Annotated in this window: 13 protein-coding genes; 8 read left to right on the top strand and 5 right to left on the bottom strand. The window is 58.6% G+C overall.

Going from position 1 to position 14,027, the window contains the following annotated elements:
- Positions 1-6 precede the first annotated feature (6 nt).
- The 5 genes from ACR0JA_RS01775 (at position 7) to ACR0JA_RS01755 (ending at position 6,398) form a co-directional block, all read left to right on the top strand.
- Positions 7-1,311: an HlyC/CorC family transporter gene (locus ACR0JA_RS01775; RefSeq protein WP_480569119.1), complete on the top strand. Its 1,305-nt coding sequence runs from the start codon at positions 7-9 to the stop codon at positions 1,309-1,311.
- Between the two features lie 76 nt (positions 1,312-1,387).
- Positions 1,388-1,981, top strand: coding sequence for a nucleotidyltransferase family protein (locus ACR0JA_RS01770; RefSeq protein WP_480569117.1), 594 nt, complete (start codon positions 1,388-1,390; stop codon positions 1,979-1,981).
- Positions 1,982-2,754: 773 nt separating this feature from the next.
- Positions 2,755-4,191: a DegQ family serine endoprotease gene (locus ACR0JA_RS01765; protein ID WP_480569114.1), complete on the top strand. Its 1,437-nt coding sequence runs from the start codon at positions 2,755-2,757 to the stop codon at positions 4,189-4,191.
- Positions 4,192-4,354: 163 nt separating this feature from the next.
- Complete coding sequence (locus tag ACR0JA_RS01760) at positions 4,355-5,035, top strand: response regulator transcription factor (protein WP_480569111.1); 681 nt, start codon at positions 4,355-4,357, stop codon at positions 5,033-5,035.
- Positions 5,028-6,398, top strand: coding sequence for an ATP-binding protein (locus ACR0JA_RS01755; RefSeq protein WP_480569108.1), 1,371 nt, complete (start codon positions 5,028-5,030; stop codon positions 6,396-6,398). Before ACR0JA_RS01760 ends, ACR0JA_RS01755 begins: the two co-directional genes overlap by 8 nt.
- Here ACR0JA_RS01755 and ACR0JA_RS01750 read toward each other — a convergent pair.
- The 3 genes from ACR0JA_RS01750 to ACR0JA_RS01740 are packed head-to-tail and all read right to left on the bottom strand — an operon-like array spanning position 6,395 to position 9,138.
- Positions 6,395-6,862 (bottom strand): CYTH domain-containing protein, encoded by a 468-nt coding sequence (locus ACR0JA_RS01750; protein WP_480569105.1) that lies wholly within the window; start codon positions 6,860-6,862, stop codon positions 6,395-6,397. The two genes, ACR0JA_RS01755 and ACR0JA_RS01750, sit on opposite strands and share 4 nt — an antisense overlap.
- On the bottom strand, positions 6,859-7,614 hold the full coding sequence (locus ACR0JA_RS01745; RefSeq protein ID WP_480569102.1) for a ParA family protein: 756 nt from the start codon (positions 7,612-7,614) through the stop codon (positions 6,859-6,861). The genes ACR0JA_RS01750 and ACR0JA_RS01745 overlap by 4 nt, the downstream gene beginning before the upstream one ends.
- 3 nt (positions 7,615-7,617) lie before the next feature.
- Positions 7,618-9,138, bottom strand: coding sequence for a CHAD domain-containing protein (locus ACR0JA_RS01740; RefSeq protein ID WP_480569099.1), 1,521 nt, complete (start codon positions 9,136-9,138; stop codon positions 7,618-7,620).
- 131 nt (positions 9,139-9,269) lie between these two features.
- Here ACR0JA_RS01740 and ACR0JA_RS01735 point away from each other — a divergent pair, with 131 nt between their 5' ends.
- Positions 9,270-9,617 carry a TfoX/Sxy family protein gene (locus ACR0JA_RS01735; RefSeq protein ID WP_480569096.1) on the top strand — a complete coding sequence of 116 codons (348 nt, stop codon included), beginning with the start codon at positions 9,270-9,272 and terminating at the stop codon, positions 9,615-9,617.
- A gap of 56 nt (positions 9,618-9,673) precedes the next feature.
- Here ACR0JA_RS01735 and ndk read toward each other — a convergent pair whose 3' ends face one another.
- On the bottom strand, positions 9,674-10,096 hold the full coding sequence (ndk, locus tag ACR0JA_RS01730; protein ID WP_008757405.1) for a nucleoside-diphosphate kinase: 423 nt from the start codon (positions 10,094-10,096) through the stop codon (positions 9,674-9,676).
- Between the two features lie 114 nt (positions 10,097-10,210).
- The gene (locus ACR0JA_RS01725; protein WP_480569093.1) at positions 10,211-11,413 is read right to left on the bottom strand and encodes a multidrug effflux MFS transporter; all 1,203 of its coding nucleotides are present in this window, start codon (positions 11,411-11,413) and stop codon (positions 10,211-10,213) included.
- A gap of 108 nt (positions 11,414-11,521) precedes the next feature.
- Here ACR0JA_RS01725 and ACR0JA_RS01720 point away from each other — a divergent pair, with 108 nt between their 5' ends.
- Positions 11,522-13,375: an ABC-F family ATP-binding cassette domain-containing protein gene (locus ACR0JA_RS01720; RefSeq protein ID WP_480569090.1), complete on the top strand. Its 1,854-nt coding sequence runs from the start codon at positions 11,522-11,524 to the stop codon at positions 13,373-13,375.
- Positions 13,372-13,992, top strand: coding sequence for a MarC family protein (locus tag ACR0JA_RS01715; protein WP_480569087.1), 621 nt, complete (start codon positions 13,372-13,374; stop codon positions 13,990-13,992). The genes ACR0JA_RS01720 and ACR0JA_RS01715 overlap by 4 nt, the downstream gene beginning before the upstream one ends.
- Positions 13,993-14,027: the final 35 nt, after the last annotated feature.

Below are 14,027 nucleotides of genomic sequence, written 5' to 3'. Positions count from 1 at the left end.
GGACCGATGGAACCCACCTCCTCTTTGCTTGATGGCGCTTTTTGGATCACCTCCGGCTCCATCCTTCTTCTGCTCGTCTTGTCGGGCTTTTTCTCAGGATCGGAAACCGCGCTGACCGCCTCGTCCAGGGGCAAACTGCGGGCACAGGCAGACAAGGGATCAAGGGGCGCGCAAAAGGCGTTGGACATCACAGATGACAACGAACGCCTGATTGGTTCGGTTCTGCTGGGCAACAACCTGGTGAACATCCTTGCGGCATCGCTCGCGACCGCCCTGTTCACACGGCTTTTTGGCGAAAGCGGCGTGGCGCTTGCAACGCTTGTCATGACCCTATTGGTGTTGATCTTTGCCGAGGTGCTGCCGAAAACCTATGCGATCACCAATGCCGAGAAAGCCGCTGCTTTGGTGGCGCCGGTCATCAGCATCGTCGTCACCGTATTCTCACCTATGGTTGCAGCAGTACGCCTGCTGGTGCGCGGCGTGTTGCGCGTGTTTGGCGTGCAGATCGACCCTGACAGCAACATTCTGGCCGTGCGCGAGGAGATTGCAGGAGCTTTGCAACTCGGCCATTCGGAAGGCGTGGTTGAAAAAGAAGACCGCGACCGCATTCTGGGCGCGTTGGATCTGGGTGACCGCGCGGTGGAAGAGATCATGTTGCACCGCTCGAATATCGAAATGATCGATGCCGGAGACGAACCCGAAGCCATCCTGAAACAGTGCCTTGAAAGCCCGCACACGCGCCTTCCGGTGTTTCGGGACGAGCAGGAAAACATCGTGGGCGTCGTACACGCCAAGGACCTGTTTCGCGCGATGTATGCGCAGGCGGGCGCCCAGGGCGATGTTGAACAGTTGAAATCCTTCGATATCTCAAAGGTTGCGAATGACCCGTATTTCGTGCCCGAAACGACCACTCTGGACGACCAGATGCGAGAGTTTTTGCGGATGCACAGCCACTTCGCCCTTGTGGTTGACGAATACGGCTCGTTGCGGGGGCTGATCACGCTTGAAGATATTCTGGAAGAAATCGTCGGCGAGATCGCGGACGAGTTCGATCTGGACGAGGACGTGCCGGTCACCCGCACCGATGACGGCCAATTCCTGATCGAGGGCGCGATGACCATTCGTGACGTCAACCGGGCAATGGACTGGTCCCTGCCCGATGACGAAGCCAACACCGTTGCCGGGCTGGTCATTCACGAGGCGCAGATGATCCCGACCACCGGGCAGGTATTCTCGTTCCACGGTTTCCGGTTCGAGGTCACCTCGCGCGAGGGAAACCGGATCACGGGGCTGAAAGTCAGACCACTGTAACCGGGCTTGAATGACCTTGGGACGCGGATGGGCGTTCTCGGGTGACAGATCAAGCTGCAGGCCGCATTGTGACCGCATGAGACAGATACCTGTGATCCTGCTTGCCGCCGGCCAATCCAGCCGGATGGGCGACGTCGACAAGTTGATGCAACCGATCGACGATACGCCGCTGCTGCGTCGAACCGCCGAACGGGCGATGTTGGTGGGGCCGGTCTATACCGCTCTGCCTCCTGCCCCTCATCCCCGCCATCGGGCATTGGAAGGCCTGGACGTCCACCGGGTATCGATAAATGATGCCGCCGAAGGCATGAATGCCAGCCTGCGTGGCGCGCTGGCGCAAATTCCGTCGGACGCCTTGGCGGTGATGGTCCTGCTTGCAGATTTGCCCGACTTGGACGCGCAGGATTTGCTGTCCGTGGCTGAATCAAGAACCTCGCACCCGAACAATCTGATCTGGCGCGCTGCGACAAAGGACGGGGCACCCGGGCACCCGGTCATCTTTGATCGAGCCCTGTTTCCCGCGCTTGCGGCGCTGACCGGCGATGCCGGGGCGCAGTCAGTCGTCAGGTCCTGCAAAGGTAAGGTACATCTGCACCCGCTGCCGGGTCAGAACGCCCTGCTGGATCTGGACACGCCGGAAGATTGGGCAGCCTGGCGTGCGCGCGGGTGACGATCGTTTCCAAACAACCAAAATAAAAGCGGCCCGGTCTTTTCAGACCGGGCCGCTGCCCAAAAACAGGACTACCACTTTCACCAATCTCAACAAGCGCAGCCATTCGGTCCAACAGACCTCCAGACTTTTTCGCCGCCTAACCTAAACAAGACCCCCTCGTTAACATGCCGCTCCGCGCTTTGGAGACTGAGATGTGCCTTCAACACCCCCTAGTGTTTCAGGCCCCCCTCACTTGGGCACGATCATCGTCGCCTATCAGTTGCGTTCAAACAACGTAAAATTGGCCATAAAGGTAAATTTTCGAGGTCTCCACCTTGCAAAAACGCAACATCAAAAAATATTAAGCTCTTCTTTAAGTTGCATTACCTTACGTAAGACCTAAACCGAGCAATCAAAGAATAGCCAGCAAAACACTGTATCTTTTTGAATCTAAGTCATTCTACGGGGGTATTGCTGAACGGCGCTTATAGGGTCAACAACCTTAAATTGAGCATCCTCTGGTGCTTTTTCAAGCCGATTTATTTGTTAACAAATCCGACTCAATTCAACATTTTTGCGCTCTTGCCTTCTATTTCGGCAACAATCCACCGATTCGGGCGACTCTGATGCGCGTGATTCTGATCGTCGGAAACTCTGCGCTGCGGCACATCACACCCGGAAAGTGGCAAAATTAAGGTTTCTTAATCTTTTGCTCAGGTTCTTCCAACACTCGCAGGTCATCTCCGGTTCATAAGCGCGGATCGAACCGCCTAACACAGACAGGAGTCATGATGAGCATCCGTAAATCCTCACTGCTTTTTCCAAGCACATCCAACTGGATTGGGACAGGTGTGCTGGGCGCAGCCTTGCTGGCCACCACCGCCCTGCCCTCGATGGCCGATGAGGCGCTGGCCGATCTGGTCGAAAGCGTGTCACCCTCGGTGGTGACGATCATCGCCGAACAGAAGGCCGCGCCCGCTCCGGCCAAGGGACAGGACTTCAATTTCCAGGGTCACCCCTTTGAAGAGTTTTTTGAACGCTTTGGCGGCCCCGAAGGCTTTCAGATGCCTGAACGCGGCCCCGGTCAGGGGCTTGGGTCCGGGTTTGTACTGGACGCAGACGGCTATGTCGTCACCAATCACCATGTTGTCGACAACGCAGACACGATCACCGTGCGCCTGAACGACGACCGCACGTTCGAGGCCGAAGTCATCGGCACCGACCCACTGACCGATATCGCGGTTCTGAAAATTGACGCCGGCGAGGCCCTGCAAGCGGTACAGCTTGGCGACAGCGACGTGATCCGGGTGGGCGAAGACGTCGTGGCCATTGGCAACCCGTTTGGCCTGAGTTCAACCGTGACAACCGGTATCGTTTCGGCCAAGGGGCGCAACATATCGGAAGGTCCCTATGCCGAGTTCATCCAGACGGATGCGGCGATCAACAAGGGCAACTCGGGCGGTCCGCTGTTCAACATGGATGGCGAGGTGATCGGAGTGAACTCGGCGATCTATTCGCCCAGCGGTGGCTCGGTCGGGTTGGGCTTTGCCGTGACATCGAACATCGTGGACCATATCACTACCGATTTGCGCGACGACGGTCAGGTCAGCCGCGGTTGGCTGGGCGTTTCGATCCAGAATGTCAGTCCGAAACTGGCAGCGGCAATGGGTATCGACGCGACCTCGGGCGCGCTGGTGTCGGACGTTGTTGACGGCAGCCCAGCGGACGGCACGCTGCATCAGGGCGACGTGATCCTCACGTTCAACAATGAACCCGTCGACTCCAGCAGCGATCTGCCGATCCTTGTTGGAACCACCAAGGTCGGCACCGACAGCGTTCTGACCGTACTGCGTGACGGCAAGGAACAGCAGATCGAACTGACGATCGGCCAGCACCAATCCGCCGAGGCGCAGACCGACAGCAGCGTTGACGACCAGATCGAAGGCACTGCTCTGGGTGTCACGGTCGCCCCGCTGACGGAAACCGCACGCGCGGAAATGGGCGTGGCCGAGACTGTCGACGGCGTGGTTGTGACCGATCTGCAGCCGGAAAGCCCTGCGGCAAAGGCCGGACTTCAGCGCGGCGATGTGATCGTCAAGCTGGGCGGGCAAGACACCGCAACACCGGATGCCCTGAAGACGGCGCTGGAAAGCGAAAAGACCGATCCGGCGCTGCTTTTGATCAATCGCGGCGGCAATCAGATCTTCGTCGCAGTCGAGATCGTCTGACACAACGCCTAAGTGCGCCACATGATGGGGAAATCTGGCGCACTTATTCCGGCAGGCACGGATTGTCCACGCGCCGCCGGGACGGCCGGGTGCGGCAGCGCACCCGGCCTGTTTTTTTGGGAGGCTGATTATGTTTATATCACGAGTAAAAGGAGCCCCGACCATGAGCAGACGCCTGCTGATCGTTGAAGATGACCAGGATACGCGCGACTTCATTGCCAAAGGCTTTGGCGAAGAAGGCTATGTGGTCGAAGTTGCGTCCGACGGGCGCGAGGGCTTGTACCACGCCACCGACGGCGGGTTCGATGCGGTTGTTCTGGATCGGATGCTGCCCGGGCTCGATGGTTTGTCGCTGATCAAGTCGATGCGGGCCGCTGGACTGAAAACTCCGGTTCTGATGCTGACCGCCATGAGTGCGGTCGACGAGCGCGTCAAAGGTTTACGCGCCGGTGCGGATGACTACCTGGTCAAGCCGTTTTCATTCCAGGAATTGCACGCCCGGATCGAGGCGCTGCTGCGCCGCCCGCAAGAGGCGGAAGAGACCCCGACCCTGACCTGCCGCGATCTGGAAATGGATCTGCTGACGCGCAAAGTCACACGCGGCGAGCGCGAGATCACGCTAACGCCGCGCGAATTCCAGATCCTCGAATTTTTCCTGCGCCGCAAGAACCGCGTGGTGTCGCGAACCATGTTGCTTGAAGGGGTCTGGGATTATCACTTTGACCCGAACACGAATGTGGTTGATGTCCACATCTCGAAACTGCGCCGTCAGTTGGACGAAGATGGGGCCGATCCGATCATTGAAACCGTCCGGGGCGCCGGATACATGGTATCGGATGCATAACATCCTGCTATCGCTCAGAAACTCGCGTACACGGCTGGTATTGGCCAGCATGGTTCTCAGCACCTTGCTGACCGCCGCGATTCTGGCGATGGTCTATGTCACGGCCAACCGCACCATTGCCAGCGAGACCCGCTCGGTCGTCACAGCCGAGCTTACCGGCCTTGCGGATGAGTATGAGCGACGCGGGTTGATCGGTCTGATCAACGCGATCGAGCGTCGCCTGCCCACCGCAGCCGATCGCGATGCGCTGTATCTGTTGACCGGTCGGCAAGGGACAAAGCTGGCCGGAAACCTGACACGTTGGCCGGACGATATCGTCGCTGGCAGCGGCTGGGTCGAATTGGAACTGCGCAAGACCGAGACCGACGAATACGTCCCGATCTCGGCCGCCTCGATCCGCCTGCCGGGTGGCGAACGTTTGTTGGTCGGGCGCGATGCGCTGGCGCGACAACAGTTCGACCGTATTCTTCTGCGTTCCGTGGGCCTTGCGCTGGTGACGGCCTTTGCGCTCAGCCTGCTGACCGGTTGGTTACTGACGCGGCTGGTGTTCTCGCGCCTCAAGGATTTTGCCGATACGGCCGACAATATCGTGTCCGGCGATTTGTCTCTGCGCATGCCGTTACGTGGAACGGGCGACGAGTTCGATCAGGTCGCAGGCACCCTGAACAACATGCTGGATCGCATCGAGGAATTGATCAGCAATCTTCGGACAACCTCCAATTCCATTGCTCATGACCTGCGCTCGCCCCTGTCGCGGCTGCGCCAGCGGGTCGAGGCGCTGTCAGAACCCGGCAAGACCGATGCAGAGCGCGAGATCGACATGGCGCGCGCCACCGGAGAGATTGACCATGTGTTGCGCGTGTTGACCCAGTTGACCGAAATTTCGCGCGCCGAGGCCGGTCTTGGCCGCGAACAGTTCGAGCCTGTGAACCTGCGCCAATTGGTCGAGGATGTGGTCGAACTCTACGACCCCGTCGCAACCGATCAAGGTATCCGGTTGGAGGTTGTGGGCACGGCCGAGCCGATTCAGGGCCACCGGCCGTTGCTGTCGCAGGCATTGTCCAATCTGCTGGAAAACGCAATGCGCTACGCCCCGCATGACTCGGCAATTACAATCGGTATCCGCGAGGATGGTCCGTTTACCCTGCTGAGCGTGCGCGATCGCGGACCCGGAGTGCCTGACGAGGATCTGGCGCGGCTGCAAATGCCATTTGTCACCCTGGATCCGGCGAGGACTCAGCGAAATGCCGGATTGGGTCTGGCACTTGTTGCCGCAATTTCACATATGCATGGCGGCGCGTTCATCGCGCGCAACTGCCAACCCGGGCTTGAGACGGTGCTGAAACTTTACCGCTCGCCCTAGCTCGGCAATCCTTTGATGGCCAGGATTTTGTTTTTATAGCGTTTATCTTCGGTCACATCTGTTCCAAACCAATCCGGCGGCGAATAGGCGCGCGCTTCGACCTCGGATGTGAACTCGACCTCAACCAGACGCAGTGGTGCAAGATCGCCCAAGAACACGTCCAACTCGAATATGTGCCCATCGGGCAATGCTCCGGTATAGCGTTCCTTTTCCAGCCTACGCCCGTCGGTTTCCGGCCAAAAGGTTTCGAATTGTTCGCCCGAGATTTCCGCCTCGCGTTCAACGCGGGCGATACCGCCGCTGCCTTTGAGCGTCAGGTAATAGACGTCGTTCTTCTGGCGCAGCCTCAATTCGGTCGAGTCCTCGGGCGCAGTCAGATACCCCTGACGCACCAGCATTTTCTTGGCCGACCCTAGATCCGGCATGGTCGCGACCAGAAACTTGCGTTCGATCTCGATACTCATTTGACCCGGCCCATCCCCTTTTTGATCTCTTTGAACAGTGCCTTATAAGCCGTGGCAGCCACGCTGCGACCGGCATAGGTCACCACGGGGGCGCGGTACTGCCCCATACGCTCGATATCTGCCGAAAACGGGACAGAGGTCTTGAGGAATCGTTTACGATATTGCTTTCGCATGGTCTCCATCGTTTGCAGGTGCAGGGTTTTTCGGCGTTGCACCATGGAAAAGAAGGACCTGATCTTATTCTTTGGCAATTTGTGTTCATCAAAGAACCCAACCAATTGTTCGAACGTACGCTCGGATAGCGTGCTTGGGATCACCGGCACCACGATCAGATCCGAAGCTTTGAAGATATTCTCGGACAGCGTCGAAAAGTTCGGTGGGCAATCCAGAACGATCACGTCATAGTCACCCCCCACCGACACCAGCGCCTTTTTCAGCCGCGACCGCTTGTTGCGCATGCGTGACAGAAATACGTCGAAGTCCCGAAAAGTCAGGTTGGCGGGCAAAACATCCAACCCTTCGAAATCACTTGCGCGGATGGATTTGGTAAAGCGTTTGACGTCCTCAAAGAACCTCGCTTCAGTCAGTTTTTTCGAGGGTTTGACACGCAGGTAAAAGCCCGATGCCCCCTGTGGATCCAGATCGCACAGCAAAACGCGCTGACCCGCCTGCGCAAAGGCATAAGCAAGGTTGACCGAGGTTGCGGTTTTGCCAACGCCGCCTTTGTTGCTGTAGCAGGCAATGGTCTTCATGCTTCAATCCTCCACCTTGTGAAACAGGGTCCGGAAAAGTTGCCGAGTTCTTTGGCTGTCGAAATGGTTGAAGTTGGCCATCACCAGATCCCGCTCGTCCCGTTGTTTTTTGTCCAGCACCGCAATCAAACCACCGGCTGCCATGGCGAACTGTCCATCGACCTGCCCGGACCGCCCGCCGGACGTGGCAACAAGTTCCTGCAATGCGTTTTGTTGAACCGAACAATCGTTGAACCTGCCAAGGTTGTCCTGAAGCTTTTTCAACGGCTTGATAATCGTCTTGAAATCTTTTGGATCGAACAAAGGGCCAAAGAACTCCATCAGATAACGCAGTTTCTTGCAGTGGATACGCAGGTCATGCACCACCTCGTCCGGGGTTTCGGGCTGAATACCGCGCGCCAGTTTGCAGACCTTGCGGTACCGTTTCCAAATCAGCGCGCAGGCATAGCGATAGGCCCCAAAATCCGCGCTTGGGCCAGGCTGCAGGTTGTATGCGCCCTCAAACCTGACGGTGAGGCGGTGCATGGTATCGCCATATTCGGCGCTGCGAAGCCATCGCGCCAGGCGGTTTAACTCTCGCGTCCGATCCTTTTGGAACGCTGCAAACATCTCGTCTAAGCCGACATGAAGAGGCGACGGTATCAGATTGTAAAACCTATCCTTTTCCAGCAGGTAGACGTCCAGATCGCGGAGCCTGCCGGTTGCGGTCATCAGGTCAGAAAATACCTGCTTCAGCTCCGCAGTCTCGTCCTCAGAATAGACGCCGCTGAAAAGGCTCAGCACTGATCTGATGCGGCGCAAAGACACCCGGTAGTCATGCAGATATTCGGTATCGATGTCACTGATCACACCCGCTTCGTTCTGCCGCGCAACGCCCAGATAGGTCCTGATGATATCTGCAGCAGCCTCGATGGCGGGCTCGGTCTGTCCAAGGGGGATCTTCGGTTTGGATTGATAGCTTAAATGATCCGGGTACAAATGCGAAATAACCGCTTCGACCCCGGGGGTGGCCCCTTTGGTATCAATCAGCGCTGCGCAAATTGCTGCAAACGCCCGGTCATAACCGCGCAACCCCTCCACCTGAACAATCGTGGCCTGGCCCGAGTTTGAGGCCAGCGTTGTCACACGCGCCTTGACCACAGTTTTCTGCAATTCGTCCAGAATTGAATACTCTGCGCTGCTGAATTGCCCTTCGCCGACAACGACAAACGCCCGCAGCACGGGAAAACCGGCCAGAGCCTGTTTCATCGGACCTTCCGGAAAATCCTTCAGGAACCGTCCGCGTGCTTTGAAGCGCCGTCGAACGATCTGCCCCTGACCATCAAACAGTCGCAACGCACCCTCGGCCTCCAGCAGCACACGCCCGGATCGTTGCAAAGACTGATCGTGGCAATCGAGGAGTTTGAATGGCAACGCTGATCGTTCAGGCCGTACCAACAGGTTGTACCGGTCCAGCACCTCTGCAAGTGCGTCCGGGCTCAGAACCTTTGGAATTGTGAAAGTGGCGGACCTAGCCTTGCTCATGACAGCATGAAAGCGTGCGTCTATCGCATTGGCAAGGAAAACCAACCACGCCCGCAGGTGCTAGCAGACAAGGCGCTTTTCAGGTCAACACCTTGGTGACATTGACCAATCGCGGCGCTAAGACAAGGGACATGTCAGACCCTGTCTCCTCGATCCGCAATCTCGGCCCAGCATTCGAGCAAGCCTGCGCGCGCGCGGGTATTCATTCGGCACAGGAACTGCGCGATTTGGGTGCGGACGAGGCCTATACGCGGCTGCTTCAAGCCGGGTCGCGCCCACATTTCATCGGATACTATGTTCTGGTCATGGGGTTGCAGGGGCGGCCCTGGAACGACTGCAAGGGCGAGGAAAAGAAAGCGTTGCGCAAAAGATTCGACGCCATAAAGGCCGGTGTCAGCACCGCACCGGAAAACCAGATGATCTCTGATCTGGACGCGATTGGTGTGCGGATAGCGCCACAGGATCTGAAAAAGGTCTGAAAACAAAAAAGCCGCACCCGGGACGGATGCGGCCCTGATCTTTGACTGTCAGCGACTTAGCCGACCAGTTCGATGCCCGAGAAGAAATAGGCGATCTCGACCGCAGCGGTTTCCGGTGCGTCCGAACCGTGAACCGAGTTTTCGCCAACCGACTCAGCGAACTCGGCGCGGATGGTACCGGGGGCCGCATCTGCAGGGTTTGTTGCACCCATGACTTCGCGGTTCTTGGCAATGGCGCCTTCGCCTTCCAGAACCTGAACAACAACCGGCGCCGACGACATGAATTCGCACAGTTCGTCATAGAACGGGCGCTCCGCGTGCACGTCATAGAACTTGCCTGCTTGCGCCTTGGTCATGTGGATGCGTTTTTGGGCAACGATGCGCAGACCGGCCTCTTCGAACTTGGCGTTGATCTTGCCAGTCAGGTTGCGGCGGGTTGCATCGGGTTTGATGATCGAGAATGTGCGTTCCAGTGCCATATCGGCCTCTCCTTAACATAGGGCGCGAAACCCGCGCCGAAATCCATCGCGCGCCGCCTAGCACGGTCTGTGCCTTATGAAAAGTGGAATGATGGGGCCTGCGGGGTTTGGCAGTCAGATTGTGTCCGGCAGCGGGTCCAGCGCGTCCACACGGCGAACGTAGAGCACGGCAAGCAGGCCGATGAAGCTGCTGGCACACATCATCCCAAGAACCAGATAAGGTCCGTTTTCGGGGCTGACGAATGCGCCGGTCACCGACGTCAGCACCGCGCCAAGCGCCACGATCATGGCGCCGGACAGACCCGCAGCGCTGCCCGCCAGTTTCGGGCGCACCGACATGACACCTGCCGAGGCGTTGGCGTTGGTCAGGCCATTGCCAAAACCAACGCAGATGGCCGAACCAAAAAACACCCAGACCGAACCCAGACCGGCGACAAACAGCAGCAACCCGACGAAGGGCCCGGTCGAGGCAACAACCCGTCCGATCAGGATCATCGTTGTGAGCCGGGTGTAGGCCGCGATCCGCCCGGTGATGAAATTGCCCACCATGAAACCACCGGTGATGATGCCTATACCAAGGCCCAACATGGCGGGGCTCAGGTCGAACCAAGCGGCAGCAACCAGCGGCGCGCCCGTTATAAAGCTGTAAAACCCCCCGATCGAGAACGCCGCACACAGCGCATAGCCCCAGAATCGACGGGCGCGGAACAGATAAGGATACTCGCTCAACTGGGATGAAAAGGTCGAGGATCGGTTCGTATTTGTCTCGCCCATGTCGAACCACAGCAAGGCCAGAACCGCTGCCCCAAGCAGCGTATACAGGACAAACCCGGCGCGCCAGCCGAACAGCATGTCCAACGCGCCGCCCAGCATTGGTCCCAGCATCGGCGCAAGCGCCATCGCCATCGCGACATAGCCCAGTTTGCTGGCTGCCTCGTTCGGAGGGTATTGATCCCGGATCGCGGCGCTGGACAGAACCGGCCCGGCCACCACAGCCGCTTGAACAAGGCGGAACCCAAGGAACGCCCAGATCGACCCGGCCAGCACACAGCCCAAGGATGCAACGACAAAAATAGTCATGCAGATCAAAAGGATCGGCCTGCGCCCAAAACGGTCCGAAAGCGGCCCCATGATCAGCTGCAAGACCGCCGAAACCGCAAGATATCCGGCAACAGACAGGTTCATGAGGCCGTAATCCACCGAAAAATCATCGCTCATTCGCGCGAGCGAAGGCAGGAACATGTTCAGCGACAGCACTGACAGCGCGGTGGCAAAGATCAGCGTGATCAAGGAAGGGGGCGTTTGGGCCGCGCGCATGAAAAAACCGGTTCAGATCAACAAACGTGAGGGCTCTAACACATCGCGTTGGACTTGAACATGCCAACCCGCTGGCGGCTGCATCACGGCTCTGCTAAGAGCGGCCACATGCTAAGGATCGAAGACATAACCTATGCCGTTGAAGGGCGCCCATTGTTCGACGGGGCCAGCGCGACCATCCCCGATGGTCACAAGGTTGGGCTTGTCGGCCGCAACGGCACCGGAAAGACCACCCTGTTCCGGTTGATCCGTGGGGAACTGGCGCTGGAATCGGGTAACATCTCGATCCCCAAGCGCGCCCGGATTGACGGAGTTGCGCAAGAGGTGCCCTCGTCCGATGTATCGCTGATCAACACGGTTCTGGCCGCCGATACCGAGCGCAGCGCCCTGATGGCCGAAGCTGAAAGTGCCGAGGACCCGGCGCGGATCGCCGAGATCCAGACCCGGCTGGCCGATATCGACGCCTGGTCGGCCGAGGCGCGGGCGGCCTCGATCCTCAAGGGGCTGGGGTTCGATGACGGTGACCGGCTACGCCCCTGTTCCGATTTCTCGGGCGGCTGGCGAATGCGCGTCGCGCTGGCGGCAGTGCTGTTTTCGCAGCCTGACCTGTTGCTACTGGACGAACCGACCAACTATCTGGATCTCGAAGGTGCTTTGTGGCTGGAAAGCTATCTGGCGAGGTACCCGCATACGGTGATCATCATCAGCCACGATCGCGGATTGCTGAACCGCGCAGTGGGCTCGATCTTGCATCTCGAAGACCGCAAGCTGACCTACTACGCGGTTCCTTATGACAAATTCGCTGAACGCCGCGCCGAACGTCTGGCGCAGGCGGAATCGGAAAATGCCAGGGCCAAGGCCCGCATCGCGCATTTGCAGAGCTTTGTGGATCGCTTCCGCTATAAAGCTTCGAAGGCGGTGCAGGCCCAGTCGCGGCTGAAGATGATCGAGCGCATTCAACTGGTCTCAACCCCGCAAGAGGCTGCTCTTCGTGCCTTCTCCTTCCCCGAACCCGAGGAACTGTCGCCGCCGATCATCCAGATCGAAGGCGGCGTGACGGGCTATGGCGAAACCGAGGTGCTGCGCCGCCTGAACCTGCGTATCGATCAGGACGACCGGATCGCGCTGCTGGGCAAGAACGGTCAGGGCAAATCGACGCTATCCAAGTTGCTGTCGGACCGTCTGCCGCTGATGGCGGGCAAAATGACACGCAGCAACAAGCTGCGCATCGGCTATTTCGCGCAGCATCAGGTCGATGAGCTGTATGTGGACGAAACACCCTTGGACCACCTGCGCCGCCTGCGCCCGGATGAGGCTCCGGGCAAATGGCGGTCGCGTCTGGCCGGGTTTGGCCTGAACGCCGATCAGGCCGAGACCGTGGTTGGTCGCCTGTCGGGCGGCCAAAAAGCCCGCCTGTCGCTGCTGATCGCCACCATCGACGCACCGCATATGCTGATCCTGGACGAACCCACCAACCATCTGGACATCGAAAGCCGCGAGGCGCTGGGCGAGGCCCTGACCGCCTATTCCGGAGCGGTCGTTCTGGTCAGCCATGACATGCACCTGCTGTCGTTGGTGGCGGATCGTCTGTGGCTGGTCTCGGAAGGGACCGTGAAACAATACGATGGGGACCTCGAAGCCTATCGTTCTATGCTGCTGGCACGGGACAAGCCGGTCAGGCAAAAACCTCAGACCACAAAACCCAAGCGCCCGTCGCGCGATGCGATGCTGGCGCTTCGCGCCGATCTGCGCAAATGCGAGGACCGGATCGAAAAGCTGACGGATATGCACGAAAAACTCTCGGCCAAGTTGGCGGACCCGGCGCTGTACGAAGATGACCGGATCAACGATCTCGAGACCTGGAACCGCAAATTCGCCGAAGTGGTCGAGGCCATGAACAAGGCCGAAGCCCTGTGGGTCGCCGCAGCCGAACGACTTGAAAACGCCGAGAACGCAGCATGATCGACATGGCCTTTTTCATAACGGCCTTCACTACGATGTTCGTGGTGATCGACCCGTTCGGAACGACACCGATCTTTGTTGCGCTAACGCAGGATCTGGATGCCGCGACCCGTCGCAAAATCGCGATCCGCAGCTGCGTGACGGCGGTATTCATCCTGATTGCTTTCGCCGCTTTTGGTGAGGCGGTGCTAGGATTCGTCGGAATCTCAATGCCAGCCTTCCGTGTCGCCGGTGGCGCGCTTTTGTTCCTGACCGCTCTCGACATGCTGTTTGAACGCCGCACCAAGCGCCGCGAAAACCGCGCCGAGGAGGAAGAACGCCCCGACCCTTCGGTCTTTCCATTGGCGATCCCACTGATCGCCGGGCCGGGATCAATTGCCACAATCATCCTGCTGGCTGGTCAGAATCCCGGCATTCAGGGTATTGCTGCGGCCTGTGCTGTGATGCTGGCCGTAATGGCGGTGGTGTTTGTGTTTTTCCTGTTGGGCGGCCTGATCGCGCGCATCCTGGGCAAGACCGGGCTGAACGTGCTGACCCGCCTGCTGGGGATGCTGCTTGCGGCCTTGTCGGTTCAGTTCATTCTGGACGGGCTCAAGGCCTTTGGTTTTGCCTCGTAAATCCCCATATATCTTTTAGATAAACGGGTTAGGAT

Source organism: Ruegeria sp. AM4 (assembly GCF_056540665.1).
Note: the sequence above shows the minus strand (reverse complement) of the source record. Positions and strands in the feature narration are given on the sequence as shown.